This window comes from Castellaniella sp. WN (assembly GCF_054457555.1).
The window spans coordinates 1,296,630-1,311,522 of record NZ_JBTKZC010000001.1; the positions used below are offsets into that span (position 1 = coordinate 1,296,630).

A 14,893-nucleotide genomic window follows, 5' to 3' on the forward strand; every position below is an offset into this window, starting at 1 on the left:
CCTCGGGGGCCTAGACGGCCGGCGCCGGCGGCAGGACCTTGCCGGGATTGAGCACGTTGCGCGGGTCCAGCGCGGCCTTCAGGGCCGCCATCACGTCCAGCGCATCCTGACCGTGCTCGGCCCGCATGAAGGCCTGTTTGTGCAGACCGACCCCGTGTTCACCGGTACAGGTGCCCTGCATGGCGATGGCGCGCGCCACCAGGCGCTGATTGAGCCGTTCGGATTCGGCCCATTCGTCCGGATCGTCCGGGTCGAGCAGCATCAGGACGTGGAAGTTGCCGTCGCCCACGTGACCCACGATCGTATAGGGAAAGCTGGCCTGGTCCAGTTCGCGCGCGGCTTCCCCCACGCACTCGGCCAGCCGGGAGATCGGCACGCACACGTCGGTCGTGCTGGAACGGCAGCCGGGACGCAACTGCAGGCCTGCAAAATAGGCGTTGTGCCGCGCCGTCCACAGGCGGCTGCGGTCCTCGGGACGGTCGGCCCATTCGAAGTCCTGGCCGCCGTGCTCGCGCACGATGGCCTGCACCGATTCGGCCTGCTCGCGCACCGAGGCCGGGCTGCCGTGGAATTCGAACAGCAGCAACGGCGATTCGCGCAGGCTCAGATGGCTGTAGCGGTTGGTGGCCCGCACGGCATGGGCGTCCATGAATTCGATCCGGGCCACCGGCACGCCCATCTGGATGACCTCGATCACGCTGTTGACGGCGGCGTCCAGGCCCGGAAAATTGCAGATCGCGGCGGACACGGCCTCGGGCTGGGGATACAGGCGCACGGTGACTTCGACGATGATGCCCAGGGTGCCCTCGCTGCCCACGAACAGGCGGGTCAGGTCGTAGCCCGCCGAGGACTTGCGCGCCCGGCTGGCGGTCTCGATCACCCGCCCGTCGGCCGTGACGACCTTCAGCGACATGACATTCTCGCGCATGGTGCCGTAGCGCACGGCATTGGTGCCGGAGGCGCGGGTGGCCGCCATGCCGCCCAGGCTGGCGTCGGCGCCCGGGTCGATCGGGAAGAACAGACCGGTCTCCCGCAGGGACTCGTTGAGCTGCTTGCGGGTCACGCCGGCCTGGACCGTGGCCGTGAAGTCCTCGGCATGCACGGCCACGATCCGGTTCATTCCCGACAGGTCCAGGCAGACCCCGCCCTGGACCGCCAGCAGGTGGCCTTCCAGGGACGAGCCCGCGCCGTAGGGGATCAGGGCGATGCCATGGTCGTGGCAGTGGCGCGCCACCCAGGCGACCTCGTCCACGTCCCGGGCGAAGACCACCGCGTCGGGCGGCATGGCCGGATACGGGGACTCGTCGCGGCCATGATGCTCGCGCACCGCCTGCGCCGTGGAGCAGCGTTCGCCGAATCGCGACTGGAGCACCGCCAGGAATCCATCCGGCAGGGGCCGGGCCCGCTGGGCGATGTGCAAGGTATCCATATCCGATCCTGTCTTCTCGAAAACCGGTGAGCCCGCCGGGCGACGCGCCTCAGGCGGCGCTGCCGACCGCCTCCGCCGCCGCACGGGTCGCCTGGCGGCGCACGCGCACCGCCGCGGCCAGGCGATCGAGCACGGCCACCGTCGTATCCCAATCCACGCAACCGTCGGTGATGCTCTGACCATACACCAGAGGCTTGCCCGGCACCAGATCCTGACGCCCGCCCACCAGATGGCTTTCGATCATCACGCCGAACAGGTGCGTGTCGCCGGCTTCGATCTGGCCACAGACGTCCTCGATCACCAGGGGCTGGCGGGCATAGTCCTTGCTGCTGTTGGCGTGGCTGGCGTCCACCATGACGCGCGGGCGCATGCCGGCCTTTTCCAGGGCCTGGGCCGCGGCCTGGACGTGCTCGGCCTGGTAGTTGGGCGCCTTGCCGCCGCGCAGGATCACGTGGCAGTCCTCGTTGCCGCGCGTGGACACGATGGCGGAATGCCCGCCCTTGGTGACCGACAGGAAGTAGTGCGGCTGCGACGAGGCCTTGAGCGCGTCGATGGCGATGCGGGTGTTGCCGTCGGTGCCGTTCTTGAAGCCCACCGGGCAGGACAGCCCCGAGGCCAGCTCGCGATGCACCTGGCTTTCCGTGGTGCGCGCCCCGATGGCACCCCAGGACACCAGGTCGGCGATGTACTGCGGCGTGATCATGTCCAGGAACTCGGTGCCGGCCGGCAGATCCAGGGCGTTGATGTCGATCAGCAGTTCGCGCGCGGTGCGCAACCCCTGGTTGATGTCGAAGCTGCCGTCCAGGCCGGGATCGTTGATCAGGCCCTTCCAGCCCACCGTGGTGCGGGGCTTCTCGAAGTACACCCGCATGACGATTTCCAGGTCGGCACCCAGGCGCTCGCGCTGCGGCGCCAGATGGCGGGCGTATTCCATGGCTGCCTTGGTGTCATGGATGGAGCACGGACCGACGACGACGACCAGGCGGTCGTCGACACCGTAAAGAATATTGTGGATGGCGTGCCGCGCATCGTGGACCGTGCGGGAAATGTCCGCCGTGCAGGGAAATTCGCGCATCACGTGTGCGGGCGGGGCCAGCTCGCGGATTTCTCGGATGCGGGTATCGTCGGTATTGTGTGACACGGTCATGCTCCATTCATGGGCCGGATGCGGGGGCGGCAATAAAAAAGCCGCCTGGCGGCGCCGGCGGCTTTTTCGGGAATGTGTGGTCTACCTTTCAGTACAGCGATTCCCTTCCTCCACCAGCGGCTTTGGAAACGTAAAAAAGTAGGAAAAATAAGGAATCGAGTGCATTGGCGAATCCTAGCACAGTCTCCGTCTTCGGGGCAAGAAAGTTGCTCCGGCGAGGCCCGCTGGATCTTTCGCGCCCGAAGGATTTCCTACGCTCCCCCAGCCTTTTCCATGCGATCCGGACGTTCCGCATGAATTGATGAGTGGATCCTAGCACGCCCCATGCCTTCAACGGCTAGAAAGTTGCTCCTGGGATGCCTGAAAGATTTTCCGCGCTTCTTTCCGCTTTTCCGTCCCTCCGATGCGCCCCTCCGGCTCCGCTCGAATGCTTCTTGTGAATTGATTAGCATACGAATCATTCTATAATGCATCATTCGCACAGAGATCATTTCACACATACATATCCAGGAGGCATCGATGAAGTCCGCACCGAAAAAATCCGCGCTGAAACCCTGGCTGCTCGCCACGGCCGCCGCCTGCGCCCTGGGCCAGGTCACCACCACCGTACAGGCCGCCGACCTGGCCGCCATCCGCGAAAGCGGCACGCTGCGGGTGGCCGTCGCCAACGAGATCCCCTACGGCTACATGGATCTGAACGGAGAAGCCAAAGGCGTCGGACCGGATGTCGCCAAGCACATCGCCAAGGCCCTGGGCATCGCCAAGATCGAATGGACCACCACGGCGTTCGGTTCTCTGATCCCGGGCCTGCAGGCCGACCGCTACGACATGGTGGCCGCCGAGATGGCCATCCTGCCGCAGCGCTGCGAGCAGGTGCTCTATTCCGAGCCGGACAGCTCCTACGGCGAAGGCCTGCTGGTCGCCAAGGGCAACCCGAAGGGCATTCACGACTACGAAAGCTTCGCCGCCTCGGACAACAAAATCGCCGTCATGGCCGGCGCCGACCAGCTGGAAATCCTGCAGGCCCTGAAAGTCTCAGCCAGCCGGATCGTGACCATCGCCAACAACGCCGACGCGATCTCCACGGTGACCACCGGGCGCGCGGACGGCTACGCGGCCACCAGCCTCACCGTCGGTCAACTGGCCGCCAAGAGCAAGGGCAGGGCCGAGGCCGCCCGGGACTTCAAGGATCCGGTGATCGACGGCCAGCCCGTGCGCAGCTGGGGCGGCTTCGCCTTTTCCAGGGACTCGGCCAGCCTGCGCGACGCCGTGAACCAGGAACTGGCGAAATTCAAGAAGACCGACGACTGGAAGAAGATCATGAGCGGCTACGGCTTTTCCGCCGAGGACGCCACCCAGTCCTTCGAGCGCGCCACGGCGCAGCTCTGCGCCGGGTAGGCACGATCCGGGCCTCGCATGGACTGGCTGTCCTACCTGAACCCCCTGATGCAGGGCGCCTGGGTCACGATCCGGCTGGCCCTGTATTCCACCCTGCTGGGGGCGGTGTTCTCCTTCCTGTTCGGCATTGGCCGCCTGTCCAGGTCCGAGCCCTGCCGCTGGGCCTCGATCGCCCTGATAGAGATCTTTCGCGGGACCTCGCTGCTGGTGCAATTGTTCTGGCTGTTCTTCGCCCTGCCGGTGCTGGGGCAGGCTCTGGGCATGGACCTGCGCCTGCCGCCGGTGGTGGCGGGCACGCTGGCCCTGAGCCTGAACATCGGCGCCTACGGGGCCGAAGTCGTGCGCGGCGCCATCCAGGCCGTGCCGCGCAGCCAGCACGAGGCGGCCAAAGCGCTGGACTTCACGCCGCGCCAGATCCTGTGGCGCATCGCCATCCCGCAAGCCGTCCCGGAAATGATGCCCAGCTTCTGCAACCTGGCTGTGCAGAACCTGAAGGACACGGCCCTGGTGTCGCTGATCGGCCTGGGCGATCTGGCCTTCCAGGCCGAGCGCGTGCGCAACTTCACCCAGGACAGCGTCGGAGTCTACACCCTGCTGCTGCTCATGTATTTCGGCATGGCGCTGGTACTGGCCGGCCTGATGCGCCTCCTGGAAACCCGCGTCGGGCGCTGGCGCGTCAGGGGAATCTGAATGCTGTTCGGCATCGAATGGAACACCGCCAATGACTGGGTGTTCGCCTGGTCGATCCTGCCCATCCTGCTGCGCGGCCTGGTCGTCACGATCGAGGCCACCCTGCTGGGCTTCGCGGTCGGCGCCGCGCTGGGTCTGGTCCTGGCGGCCCTGAAGAGCGTGCGCATCCGGCTGGTCTCCTGGCCCGCGCGCGTGTTCACGGAATTCCTGCGCGACACCCCGCTGCTGGTGCAGCTGTTCTTCCTGTACTACGTACTGCCGGAATACGGGCTGGTGCTGCCTGCTTTCCTGACCGGCGCCCTGGCGCTGGGGGTGCAGTACAGCGCCTATATGTCCGAGGTCTACCGCGCCGGCCTGGAATCGATCACCCGGGGCCAGGTCGAGGCCGCGCGTGCGCTGGACATCTCCCCCCTGCGCATCTTCGCGGTCGTCATCCTGCCCCAGGCGATTCCCCGCATCATCCCGGCCCTGGGCAACTATCTGGTATCCATCATGAAAGACGTGCCCGTGCTGTCCGTGGTGTCCATCCTGGAAATGCTCAACGTCGCGCGCATCATCGGCGACCGCAGCTTCAACTACATGGTCCCGCTGACCCTGGTGGGCGCGCTCTACCTGATCCTGACTCTGATCGCCTCGGCCGGTGTGCGCTACCTGGACGAGCACCTGCCCAAGCGCGGCATTCCGCTGCATTGAACGAATGATGAACGACACTTCGAACCCACCCGATCCGGCCTCCCCCATCATCGTCATGGAGCAGGTCGTCAAGCGCTTCGGCGAGGCCCTCGTGCTCGACCGCCTGGACTTCCAGGTGGCCAAGGGCGAGAAAGTCACCATCATCGGCCCCTCGGGTTCGGGCAAGTCCACGGTGCTGCGCATCCTGATGACGCTGGAGACCATCGACGCGGGCATGATCCACGTGGCCGGCAAGCCCCTGTGGCACGAATACCGCGACGGCCGCCCCGTCCCCGCGGGAGAGGCCCACCTGCGCGCCATGCGCAAGGAAATGGGCATGGTATTCCAGCAGTTCAACCTGTTCCCCCATATGACGGTGCGGCGCAACATCACCGAATCGCCCATCCATGTGCTGGGCTTGTCGAAGGAGGAAGCGGGGCGCCGCGCCCACGAATACCTGGATCTGGTCGGCATGACCGAACACGCGGACAAGTTTCCCGGCCAGCTGTCCGGCGGCCAGCAGCAGCGCGTGGCCATCGCCCGCGCGCTGGCAATGCGCCCGAACATCATGCTGTTCGACGAGCCGACCTCGGCCCTGGACCCTGAACTGGTGGGCGAGGTGCTGACCGTCATCCGCCGCCTGTCCGAGGAGCACGACCTGACCATGCTGCTGGTGACCCACGAAATGGAATTCGCCCGTCAGATCTCGGACCGGGTGTGCTTCTTCGACAAAGGCGTGGTGGTGGAACAGGCGCCGCCCGAAGAAATATTCACCGAGCCCCGGGAGGAACGCACCCGGGAATTCCTGAAGACCTTCATCCAGACCCGCCAGACCAGCGGTTGAGCGGCAAGGCTAGGCGGCTGCCCTCAACGACGTCAGCGGCTCGGCGGAGCGCCGCGCCGCGATGTGCTCGGGGCGCGGCTTCATGCCATGGAATGGCGCGACCAGGCGGTTTTCCACGCTGTTGTAGACCATGAAGACATTGCTGCGCGGCCAGGGCGAGAGATTGCCGGCCGAACCATGCAGCGTGTTGCAATCGAAGAACACCACCGAACCGGCCGGCGCGATCGCCGCCTCCAGTCCGCCCCGCTCCGCCAGCAGGCGCAGACTGACCGGATCGGGTACCCCGACCTCCTGGCGTCGCAGCGAGGTGCGGTAGTGGTCCTCCGGCGTCTCGCCGACGCAGGCCACGAATTGCCGGTGCGAGCCCGGGATCAGCATCAGCGGCCCGTTGAATGCCGTGTTGTCCGTCAGCAGCACCGAGCAGCTCAGCGCCCGCATGGCCGGCATGCCGTCCTCCACGTGCCAGGTCTCGAAATCGGAATGCCAGTAGAACTCCTTGCCGTCGAGCGCGGGCTTCATGTTCACCCGCGACTGGTGGATGTAGACCTCCGACCCCAGGATCTGGCGCGCCACGTCCAGCAGCCGGGGATCGCGCGGCAGGTCCGCCAGCCGCCGCCCCAGTTCGTGCACCCGGAAGATCGAGCGCAGCGCCGTGCCGCCGGGCTCGCGGATCACCTCCTCACCCTCGCGCACCGCCGGGTCGCGCTCCAACGCCAGGACCTCCTCGCGCAGCGCCTCGACCTCGCCGGCATCGAACACACCGGGCAGCACCAGAAAACCGTCGCGCTCATAAGCCCGCAGCCGCGCCGCATCCAGCGCATCGGCGTAGCGGCCTTCGTCATACACCACGGGATCGCCGCGTGCGATCAGCGCCGCGTCCCGCCCCGTTCGCGATACGTAAAAATCCTTCATCTTTCATGTCCTCCTGTCGGATGCGGACGGCCCGGGCATCCGGGCCACCCGGGCCGGGGCCGGCCCTCAGGCTCCGGACGCCTCCGAGGCCGGATAGACGCCGGACGCGTCGTGGACCTCACGGCCCGTCAGCGGCGGGTTGAACACGCAGATCACCCGCAGCGGCCGCTCGCCGCCGCGCAGCCAGTGCTCGTCATGCCGATCCAGCGCATAGACCACGCCGGGGCCCAGGGCGTATTTCCTGCCGTCGGCGATGGTCTCGACCTCGCCGTCGCCCTCGATGCACCAGACAGCCTCCAGATGATTACGGTAATGGATGTGCGTCTCGGTACCCGGGAAGATCACGGTCTCGTGGAACGAGAACCCCATGCCGTCTGAGGACAGCAACACCCGGCGGCTGGTCCAGTTGTCCGTGACGATTTCCTGATCCGTCCCGATGACGTCCCTGACGTTGCGCACGATCATCGTCCGCCTCCCGCGGCCTTCAGCGTCCGGGAACGGCGACCCTCGCCGGCCAGGACCTCGCCCACGCTGCGCTCGACGATCTCCAGCCCCTGCTGCAGCTGCTCGCGCGGGATGGTCAGGGCCGGCAGCACCTTCAGCACCTCGTCGTAAGCACCCGACGTCTCGATCACCACGCCCAGCTCGAAAGCCCGGCGCGCGACCAGGCCGGCCAAGCCTTCGCCCACCGGCGCGACCAGGCCCTGGATCAGGCCGCGGCCGCGCACACCCAGGCCCGCGTCCCGGCAGCTGTGCGCCAGGTTTTCCAGCCAGTCGCGCACCAGGCGCTCCTTGGCCGCGACTTCTTGGCTCAGCGCCTCGTCGGCCCAGTAGGTCTCCAGCGCCTGGGCCGCCGTGACGAACGCCAGGTTGTTGCCGCGGAAGGTGCCGCTGTGCGCGCCCGGTTCCCAGACATCGAGTTCCCGGCGCAGCAGCACCAGCGCCATGGGCAGGCCGAAGCCCGACAGGGATTTCGACAGCGTGACGATGTCCGGCGAAATCCCTGCCGCCTCGAAGCTGAAGAAACTGCCGGTGCGCCCGCAGCCGACCTGAATGTCGTCCACGATCAGCAGCATGTCGTGGCGCCGGCACAGGCGCTCCAGTTCGCGCAGCCAGCGCCGCGAGGCCACGTTCACTCCGCCCTCTCCCTGGACCGTCTCGACGATCACCGCCGCCGGGTGATCCAGCCCGCTGCTGGGATCGTCCAGCATGCGCTCCAGGTAGGCCATGGTGTTCACGTCCGGACCGAAATAGCCGTCGTAGGGCATGAAGCTGATGTTGCCCAGCGCCACGCCGGCGGCCTTGCGGAATTTCCGGTTGGCCGTGGCCGCCAGCGAGCCGCCGGACACGCCGTGGAAGCCGTGCGTGAAGGAAATGACGTTCTGGCGGCCCTTGACCTGGCGCGCGATCTTCAGCGCCGCCTCGACCGCGTTGGTGCCCGTGGGGCCGGTGAACTGCAGCACGTAATCCAGGCCGCGCGGTTCGAGCACCAGCCGGCCCAGCGTCTGCATGAAATATTTCTTGGCGCTGGTGGCCATGTCCAGGCCGTGCGTCACGCCGTCGGACTCCAGGTACGCCATCATGCGCTCGCGCAGGACGGGGTTGTTGTGCCCGTAGTTCAGGGTGCCCGCGCCGCTGAAGAAATCGATGTAGCGGCGGCCGTCCTCGTCATACAGCTCCGAGCCGCGCGCCTTGCTGAAAATGACCGGAAACGACCGGACGTAGCCTCTGACTTCAGACTCCATCCGGTCGAAGATTTTCAAGTCCATGGGTTCCTCCTTCTCATCGTTCATGGGGTCCGGTCCGATTCGGGGGCCGGCGGGGTGAACGGGCCGATGCGCAGCAGCGGCTCGGCCTCGTGCGTGTCCGCGCCGAACAGTGCGGCGTCGAACAGGGCCGTTTCGCCCAGCGGGGCGCCCAGGCGGACGGCCAGCCTGGAAAACAGCCTGCGCGAAGCCCGGTTTCCGGGCCCCACGGTGGTCTCGACCCAGCGCGCCGGGCACGACGCCCTGCGCGACAGCAGGCCCAGCAGCATGTCCAGACCCAGCCCCCGGCCGCGCGCCCGGGGATCCACCGCCACCTGCCAGACGAACAGTGCGTCGTCCCGGCCGGGGATGCGATAGCCCGACACCATGCCCAGCAGGCCATCCTCGTCCTCGGCCAGGATGCAGGTGTCGGAGAAATGCTCCGTCAGGAGCAAATAGAGATAGACGGAATTCAGGTCCAGCGGCGGACAGCGCGCCACCAGGCTCCGCAGGGCCGGCCCGTCCGCGCGGGCCGGCGGGCGTAGCCGCGCCCGACCGTTCGGTGCCGGTCCCGCCGTTTTCAAACCACCAGTCCGGATTCGGGCGCGACGCCGCCCACGGGGACGTCCAGCATGGGGGACTGGGGGTCGGCCGCATGAGCCAGCCCCGTGCCGGATTCGATCAGACCCACCACGCGCTCCAGCGACAGCGTGATCGTGGCCTGCTCCAGTTCCGGCAGCGCCTGCAGCGCCTCGGCCAGCTTCTGCTGCAGGGGCGAAGGCGTGTCCCGCGCCAGTTCGCGCCCGGCGTCGGTCGCGCTGACAAACACGATGCGGCGATCCGCGCGGCCGCGCTCGCGCACGATCAAACCCTTGTCCTCCAGCCGATCGAGAATGCCGACGACCGTGCTGGCGCTGACGTGGACTTCCCGGCTGATGGCCGTGGCCGTCATCGGCCCCTTCTCGATCACGGTCCGCAGGCAGACCAGCTGGGGGCCGGTGATATGGCTGCAGGCCGACAGCTGCCGGGAATGCAGGGCCACGGCACGGGTGATGCGGCGCAAGGCTCGCAGGATCCGCAGGTCGTAGGCCTGCTGCGCATCCGTCTGAGTGTTCATAGTGTTGGAAGATCCTCAAAAAATTCATTTCTGTTGAAATGATAAGACTATTAATTATACGAGTCAAGAATAAAAAAACCGCCCCTGTGAGCCAGGAGCGGTCTCTCGCGGCGGGACCGGATATCCGGTCGATGCCCGGTCAATGCCCCGAATGTGGATCGATCGGCTCGTCGCTGTGAAAGATCGCGGGATCTTCCTTGCCCTTGACCGTCAGGAAGCCGGCCAGGCCCTTCTCCATCCGCGAAAGGGCATGGTCCACCAGCATGTAGCGGCCCGGATAGTCGGTCTTGAACTCCACCATCGTGGCCCCGCCAGGCGGCACCAGCGTGGTCTGCACGTCGGTCAGGGGCTTGCTGGTCAGCGAGGCCTGGTCATAGACGCGGTCGAAGACTTCGCCGATGAGGTGCAGGCTGGAAGTCAGGTTCGGCCCGCCGACGCCGAAGAAGATCCGCACCGTGTCCCCGACCCGGGATTCCATGTTGTAGACCTTGGTCAAAGCGTCCATGGAGCCGTTGAACATCATGTGCTCGGGATTTTCCGCCAGCAGTTTTTCCAGCGAGAACTCCTGCAGACCGCTGCCGCCGTGCGGCTGGGCGGTATAGAGCTCGCCCTGCATGATGTAGAACTCGTGGTCCGCCTTGGGCAGGCCGCCCTCGGGCTCGACCAGAATCATGCCGTACATGCCGTTGGTGATGTGCTGGGCCACCATCGGCGTGGCGCAGTGATAGACGAACAGGCCGGGATGCAGCGCCTTGAAGGAGAAAGACTTGGTCTGGCCCGGGGGCACCTGGGTCACGGCGGCCCCGCCGCCCGGCCCGGTAACCGCGTGGAAGTCCACGGAGTGGATGTGCGTGCTGTCCTTGGCATTGGACACATTGACCGTGACCATGTCGCCGACCCGCACCCGGATGAACGGTCCCGGCACCTTGTTGTTAAAGGTCCAGAAGCGATAGGTGCTGTTGTCGCCCAGGCGACCCTCGACTTCCGTGGTCAGCAGGTCCACCGTGACCTTCTGCGGTCCGCGCTTGCCCACCGGAGTTCCGACGACGGACGGATCATGGGCGATCTGCGGCGCCTGGACCTTGGTCTCCCGGGACGGTTCGCCGACGATCAGCTTGCCGACCATCCCCGCCGCCTTGTGGCCCGGCAGAGTGCACAGGTACTCGAAAGTGCCATTCTTCGCCGCGCGAAACACGATGGCCGTGGCCGCGTTCTTGCCCGATATCTGGTCCGAATGCGCATGGAATTCCGGCACCGCGATATCGTGGGTGGCCCCGTCTGCGTTGACGAGGTTGATCTGCACCACCGCCCCTTCGGGCACCTTCAGGTCGGGGTTGACCGCATCGGCGATCGCGCCGCGCTCGCCGATGAACACCAGCTTGCCGCCGGAGATCGAAGTGCGCAGCGTGAAAATGACGTCCGGCTTGTAGGTCACCATCTGGCCGCCGTCCTGCGCGCCATCATGGGCGGCCCAGGCCGCGCCGGTCAGCCCCAGGCCGGCCGCGCACAACAGGACGCCGCCCAGCAATCGCCCGAAAAGATTCATGAATGATTTCCCCTGATTATTTGATAACGAAATATTTTCTGCTTGAATAATGTAGGCTGAGACTTTTCATGTCAACCCACTATCCGGAAACGACCTTCCAAGCACGGGGAAATCCGCTCGAAAAAGCCGACAAATCTCAAGTTTCACGGCCAAGCCCCAGGAAAAGGATAGTGCAGGCCCCAAATGTCCCGGCAAAGAACTTATAATCCCTCACGAGATCAGGGGCCTTTCCCTGAAGCTCCTTTTTTTTGGCAGGTTCTATTTTGCTGGCTGACCCTCCTTCCTCCGGGCCGATCCGCAGGATCAACGCACCCCGGCGCATTGCTGTGGCGCCCGAGTCGACGCGATGTTCCACCTGCATGCTGAATGCCATCTGCCTGCCGCTGGGCATGACGCGCCAGGACGTGGTCAAGATGGACGAGTTGATCAAGGAACGCTTCCGCCTGTCCAAGGGCGGCACGCTGTATCGCCAGGGCGACGCCGCGGACGCCGTCTACGGCCTGCGGTCCGGGTCGATCAAGACTCAGATCGAGGATGCCAACGGCCAGGTCCAGATCACCGGCTTTCTACTGCCGGGCGAGGTCCTGGGCCTGGACGGGCTGATGAGCGAACGTCAGGTCTCCCACGCCATCGCCCTGGAAGACTCCGAGGTCTGCATCATCCGGCTGGACGAAATGGACCAGCTGGCGCCCCAGTTGCCTTCGCTGCAGCGTCAGTTGCGCCGCCTGATGAGCAAGGAGATCGGCCGCTCACACCAGTTGCTGCTGGCGCTGGGCAGCCTGCGTTCGGAACAGCGCCTGGCGGCCTTTCTGCTGAACCTGTCCCAGCGCCTCCAGGTGCTGGGCTATTCGCCCTATGAATTCATTTTGCGCATGAGCCGCGAGGAAATCGGCAATTTCCTGGGCCTGACCCTGGAAACCGTCAGCCGCCTGTTTTCGCGCTTCGCCCGCGAAGGGCTGATCAGGGTCCAGCAGCGCGAGGTCCACATCCTGGACATGGCTGCCCTGCAGGCCCTGTCGGGCACGGACTGCAGCTAGTGTCCTGTCTGGTTGGTTTGGTCACTTGAATTCGGATGCATGGGCTTGTCAGGCAAGGCGCAAACCGCAGCGATAGCCGGTGCTATCGCGAGGATGAATCTGGACACGGAGCAGTCCCTGCGGACTGCTCCGTGCCTGACGAATCCGAACCGCTTGCAAGCGGTGAGGTGGACAAGCAACGCAGCATGGCCAGCCCAGGCGCCGAAGGTAAGAATCGGAATTAGCCAGACAGGACACTAGGCGGCCAGCGCCTCCACGGCGCCGCGAATCCGGGGCGCCGGGGGCCGGATTCGTCTCTTCCCTATTCCACCGGATCGCCGAATTCGTCCAGTTCCACTCCGCGTGGGGCGATGCGCAGCGTCAGCGCGCTGGACAGGGCCGCCATGATCCAGAAAATGAAGAAGCCCACGGTGTACACCGTGAGGCGGCCGGCCCGCAGATACCCCAGGAACACGACGTCCAGGGGATCGACCAGCGCGAACACGACCGCGCTCGCGGCTCCCGCCATGAGAAAGGACGGCCACAGGACCCACATCAGATTGCGTGCGCGCAAAACCCGTCTCCCATACGTCAACGATGAACTCAGCGCTGCTGCGCCGAGGCCGCGGGTGCGGTGACGACCAGGCCCTGCCGGGTCCCGCCATCGATGATAGCCTGATCTCCGTAGGACTGGAATGCCAGCACGATGGTGATCACGCAGCCGACCACCGCTGTGGCGGGCCCCAGGATCAGCAGCCAGGGCCAGCGATGCCGCCACCAGGGCCGGCCTTCGGACAATCCTTCCGTTTCCCGTGTCTTCGATGTCATGGCGTTTTCCTCTCGTGGATCAGTTCGGTACATAGAAGCTGGACTGCTCGACCACCGAAGCGGCCTCTCCGGAATCCCGCTTGCCGGTCGTCTCGAACCGGATGTCGTACAGCCCCGGCTTGAGCCCGTCGGCGGGCGCCCGCAGCACCACCGGCACCAGCCGGTTGGCCGAACCGTCCACCCGCACCCGGGCCGTCCCCTGGTCGGCGGTCTGCAGCACCAGGCCCGGCACGCCGGAGGCGCGCAAATCCAGCTCGATCGGGCTTTCGTCCGAATTGATGATCTGCAGCCGGTAGACGTTCTCGATCAGGCCGCCGGCGACTTCGCGCCCGAGCGCGCCCCGGTCGCGGATCACGTCCACCCGCAGCGTCGTGCGCGTCGCCAGCGAGAAGACGAACGCGATGGCGATCGCCCCCAGCAGGGCCGAATAGGCCAGCACGCGGGGGCGCAGCATGCGGCGGCGCACCTGCGACTGTGTCAGCCGTTCCGTGATGGCGTTGCCCGACGTGTAGCGGATCAGGCCGCGCTCATAGCCCATCTTGTCCATCACGGTGTCGCAGGCGTCGACGCAGGCCCCGCAGCCGATGCACATGTATTGCAGGCCGTCGCGGATGTCGATGCCGGTCGGACAGACCTGCACGCACAGGCTGCAGTCCACGCAATCGCCCATTCCGGCTTCCTTGTGGTCGATCTTGCGCGAACGCCCGCCGCGCGGCTCGCCGCGCACGTGGTCGTAAGTCACGACGAAGGTGTCATCGTCCACCATCACGCTCTGGAAACGTGCATAGGGACACATGTACTTGCAGACGGCCTCGCGCATGAAACCGGCGTTGCCCCAGGTGGCGAAAGCGTAGAACAGCATCCAGAACCACTGCCAGGGGCCGAGGTCGAAGGCCATCAGGTGCGCGCCCAGTTCGCGGATCGGCGCGAAATAGCCGATGAAGGTATAGCCCGTCCACAGGGCCAGGACCACCCACAGGAAATGCTTGGTCGCCTTGATGCGCAGCTTGCGGGCGTTCCAGGGCTGCTCGTCCAGGCGGATACGGGCCAGACGGTCGCCCTCGACCCTGGCCTCGATCCACATGAACAGCTCGGTGTAGACCGTCTGCGGACAGGCGTAGCCGCAGAACAGACGCCCCGCCATGGCGGTGAACAGGAACAGGGCGAAGGCCGACAGCACCAGCAGAACTGTCAGGTAGATCACGTCCTGGGGCCACAGCACCATGCCGAACAGATAGAACTTGCGCGCGCCCAGATCGAACAGCACGGCCTGGCGGCCGCTCCACTCGATCCAGGGCAGGCCGTAGAAGATCAACTGGGTCAGGAACACCATCAGCACGCGGATGCGCGCGAAACTCCCCTGGACGGATCGAGGATAGATCTTCGAGCGGACCTCGGCGAGCGCCTTCTCGACCTGGGGCGAAGTCCCGCCCCCGGAGCCCTTGCGTATCCGGCGCGCGGGCTGCCAGGCCGGATCGTCGCGCGACGTCTGCGCTTCGGCCTGCGAGGAGGGGTCCTTCTGCATGGTGTCCTCTGTCCGTAAATGTGA

Annotated in this window: 16 protein-coding genes; 5 read left to right on the top strand and 11 right to left on the bottom strand. The window is 66.0% G+C overall.

Annotated elements, in window-relative coordinates:
• Positions 1 to 10: 10 nt before the first annotated feature.
• Both ACTPOE_RS05985 and aroG read right to left on the bottom strand, forming a co-directional pair.
• Positions 11 to 1,429, bottom strand: coding sequence for an FAD-binding oxidoreductase (locus ACTPOE_RS05985; protein ID WP_458871290.1), 1,419 nt, complete (start codon positions 1,427 to 1,429; stop codon positions 11 to 13).
• 49 nt (positions 1,430 to 1,478) lie between these two features.
• Positions 1,479 to 2,570, bottom strand: coding sequence for a 3-deoxy-7-phosphoheptulonate synthase AroG (gene aroG / locus ACTPOE_RS05990; protein ID WP_458872766.1), 1,092 nt, complete (start codon positions 2,568 to 2,570; stop codon positions 1,479 to 1,481).
• A 525-nt stretch (positions 2,571 to 3,095) separates the two neighbouring features.
• On the opposite strand from aroG, the gene ehuB reads away from it, so the two are divergent.
• The 4 genes from ehuB to ehuA are packed head-to-tail and all read left to right on the top strand — an operon-like array spanning position 3,096 to position 6,180.
• Positions 3,096 to 3,974, top strand: a complete 879-nt coding sequence (gene ehuB, locus ACTPOE_RS05995) for an ectoine/hydroxyectoine ABC transporter substrate-binding protein EhuB (RefSeq protein ID WP_458871291.1) — start codon at positions 3,096 to 3,098, stop codon at positions 3,972 to 3,974.
• A gap of 18 nt (positions 3,975 to 3,992) precedes the next feature.
• Positions 3,993 to 4,664: an ectoine/hydroxyectoine ABC transporter permease subunit EhuC gene (gene ehuC / locus ACTPOE_RS06000; protein ID WP_458871292.1), complete on the top strand. Its 672-nt coding sequence runs from the start codon at positions 3,993 to 3,995 to the stop codon at positions 4,662 to 4,664.
• Positions 4,665 to 5,357 carry an ectoine/hydroxyectoine ABC transporter permease subunit EhuD gene (gene ehuD / locus ACTPOE_RS06005; RefSeq protein WP_458871293.1) on the top strand — a complete coding sequence of 231 codons (693 nt, stop codon included), beginning with the start codon at positions 4,665 to 4,667 and terminating at the stop codon, positions 5,355 to 5,357.
• Between the two features lie 7 nt (positions 5,358 to 5,364).
• Entirely contained in the window at positions 5,365 to 6,180 is an 816-nt protein-coding gene (gene ehuA / locus ACTPOE_RS06010) for an ectoine/hydroxyectoine ABC transporter ATP-binding protein EhuA (protein WP_458872767.1), read from the top strand.
• 9 nt (positions 6,181 to 6,189) lie between these two features.
• Here the strand turns inward: ehuA and thpD are convergent, their stop codons facing one another.
• The 6 genes from thpD to nirK all read right to left on the bottom strand — a co-directional run bounded on the left by thpD (position 6,190) and on the right by nirK (position 11,500).
• The gene (gene thpD, locus ACTPOE_RS06015; protein WP_458871294.1) at positions 6,190 to 7,092 is read right to left on the bottom strand and encodes an ectoine hydroxylase; all 903 of its coding nucleotides are present in this window, start codon (positions 7,090 to 7,092) and stop codon (positions 6,190 to 6,192) included.
• 66 nt (positions 7,093 to 7,158) lie between these two features.
• On the bottom strand, positions 7,159 to 7,557 hold the full coding sequence (locus tag ACTPOE_RS06020; RefSeq protein ID WP_458871295.1) for an ectoine synthase: 399 nt from the start codon (positions 7,555 to 7,557) through the stop codon (positions 7,159 to 7,161).
• Positions 7,554 to 8,861 carry a diaminobutyrate--2-oxoglutarate transaminase gene (gene ectB, locus ACTPOE_RS06025; RefSeq protein WP_458872768.1) on the bottom strand — a complete coding sequence of 436 codons (1,308 nt, stop codon included), beginning with the start codon at positions 8,859 to 8,861 and terminating at the stop codon, positions 7,554 to 7,556. The genes ACTPOE_RS06020 and ectB overlap by 4 nt, the downstream gene beginning before the upstream one ends.
• A 20-nt stretch (positions 8,862 to 8,881) precedes the next feature.
• The gene (gene ectA, locus ACTPOE_RS06030) at positions 8,882 to 9,421 is read right to left on the bottom strand and encodes a diaminobutyrate acetyltransferase (protein WP_458871296.1); all 540 of its coding nucleotides are present in this window, start codon (positions 9,419 to 9,421) and stop codon (positions 8,882 to 8,884) included.
• On the bottom strand, positions 9,418 to 9,954 hold the full coding sequence (locus tag ACTPOE_RS06035; protein ID WP_458871297.1) for a MarR family winged helix-turn-helix transcriptional regulator: 537 nt from the start codon (positions 9,952 to 9,954) through the stop codon (positions 9,418 to 9,420). The genes ectA and ACTPOE_RS06035 overlap by 4 nt, the downstream gene beginning before the upstream one ends.
• Before the next feature lie 139 nt (positions 9,955 to 10,093).
• Positions 10,094 to 11,500 (bottom strand): copper-containing nitrite reductase, encoded by a 1,407-nt coding sequence (nirK, locus tag ACTPOE_RS06040; RefSeq protein WP_458871298.1) that lies wholly within the window; start codon positions 11,498 to 11,500, stop codon positions 10,094 to 10,096.
• Positions 11,501 to 11,859: 359 nt separating this feature from the next.
• Here nirK and ACTPOE_RS06045 point away from each other — a divergent pair, with 359 nt between their 5' ends.
• Positions 11,860 to 12,537: a helix-turn-helix domain-containing protein gene (locus ACTPOE_RS06045; RefSeq protein ID WP_458871299.1), complete on the top strand. Its 678-nt coding sequence runs from the start codon at positions 11,860 to 11,862 to the stop codon at positions 12,535 to 12,537.
• Positions 12,538 to 12,838: 301 nt separating this feature from the next.
• On the opposite strand, the gene ACTPOE_RS06050 is transcribed toward ACTPOE_RS06045, so the two are convergent.
• From ACTPOE_RS06050 to ccoG, 3 genes are read right to left on the bottom strand one after another with little or no spacing between them, the layout of a single operon-like run.
• A complete protein-coding gene (locus ACTPOE_RS06050) occupies positions 12,839 to 13,090 on the bottom strand; it encodes a hypothetical protein (protein ID WP_458871300.1) in 252 nt (83 codons plus the stop codon).
• Positions 13,091 to 13,119: 29 nt separating this feature from the next.
• Positions 13,120 to 13,344, bottom strand: a complete 225-nt coding sequence (locus ACTPOE_RS06055) for a FixH family protein (RefSeq protein WP_458871301.1) — start codon at positions 13,342 to 13,344, stop codon at positions 13,120 to 13,122.
• Between the two features lie 19 nt (positions 13,345 to 13,363).
• Entirely contained in the window at positions 13,364 to 14,869 is a 1,506-nt protein-coding gene (ccoG, locus tag ACTPOE_RS06060) for a cytochrome c oxidase accessory protein CcoG (RefSeq protein WP_458871302.1), read from the bottom strand.
• Positions 14,870 to 14,893 lie beyond the last annotated feature (24 nt).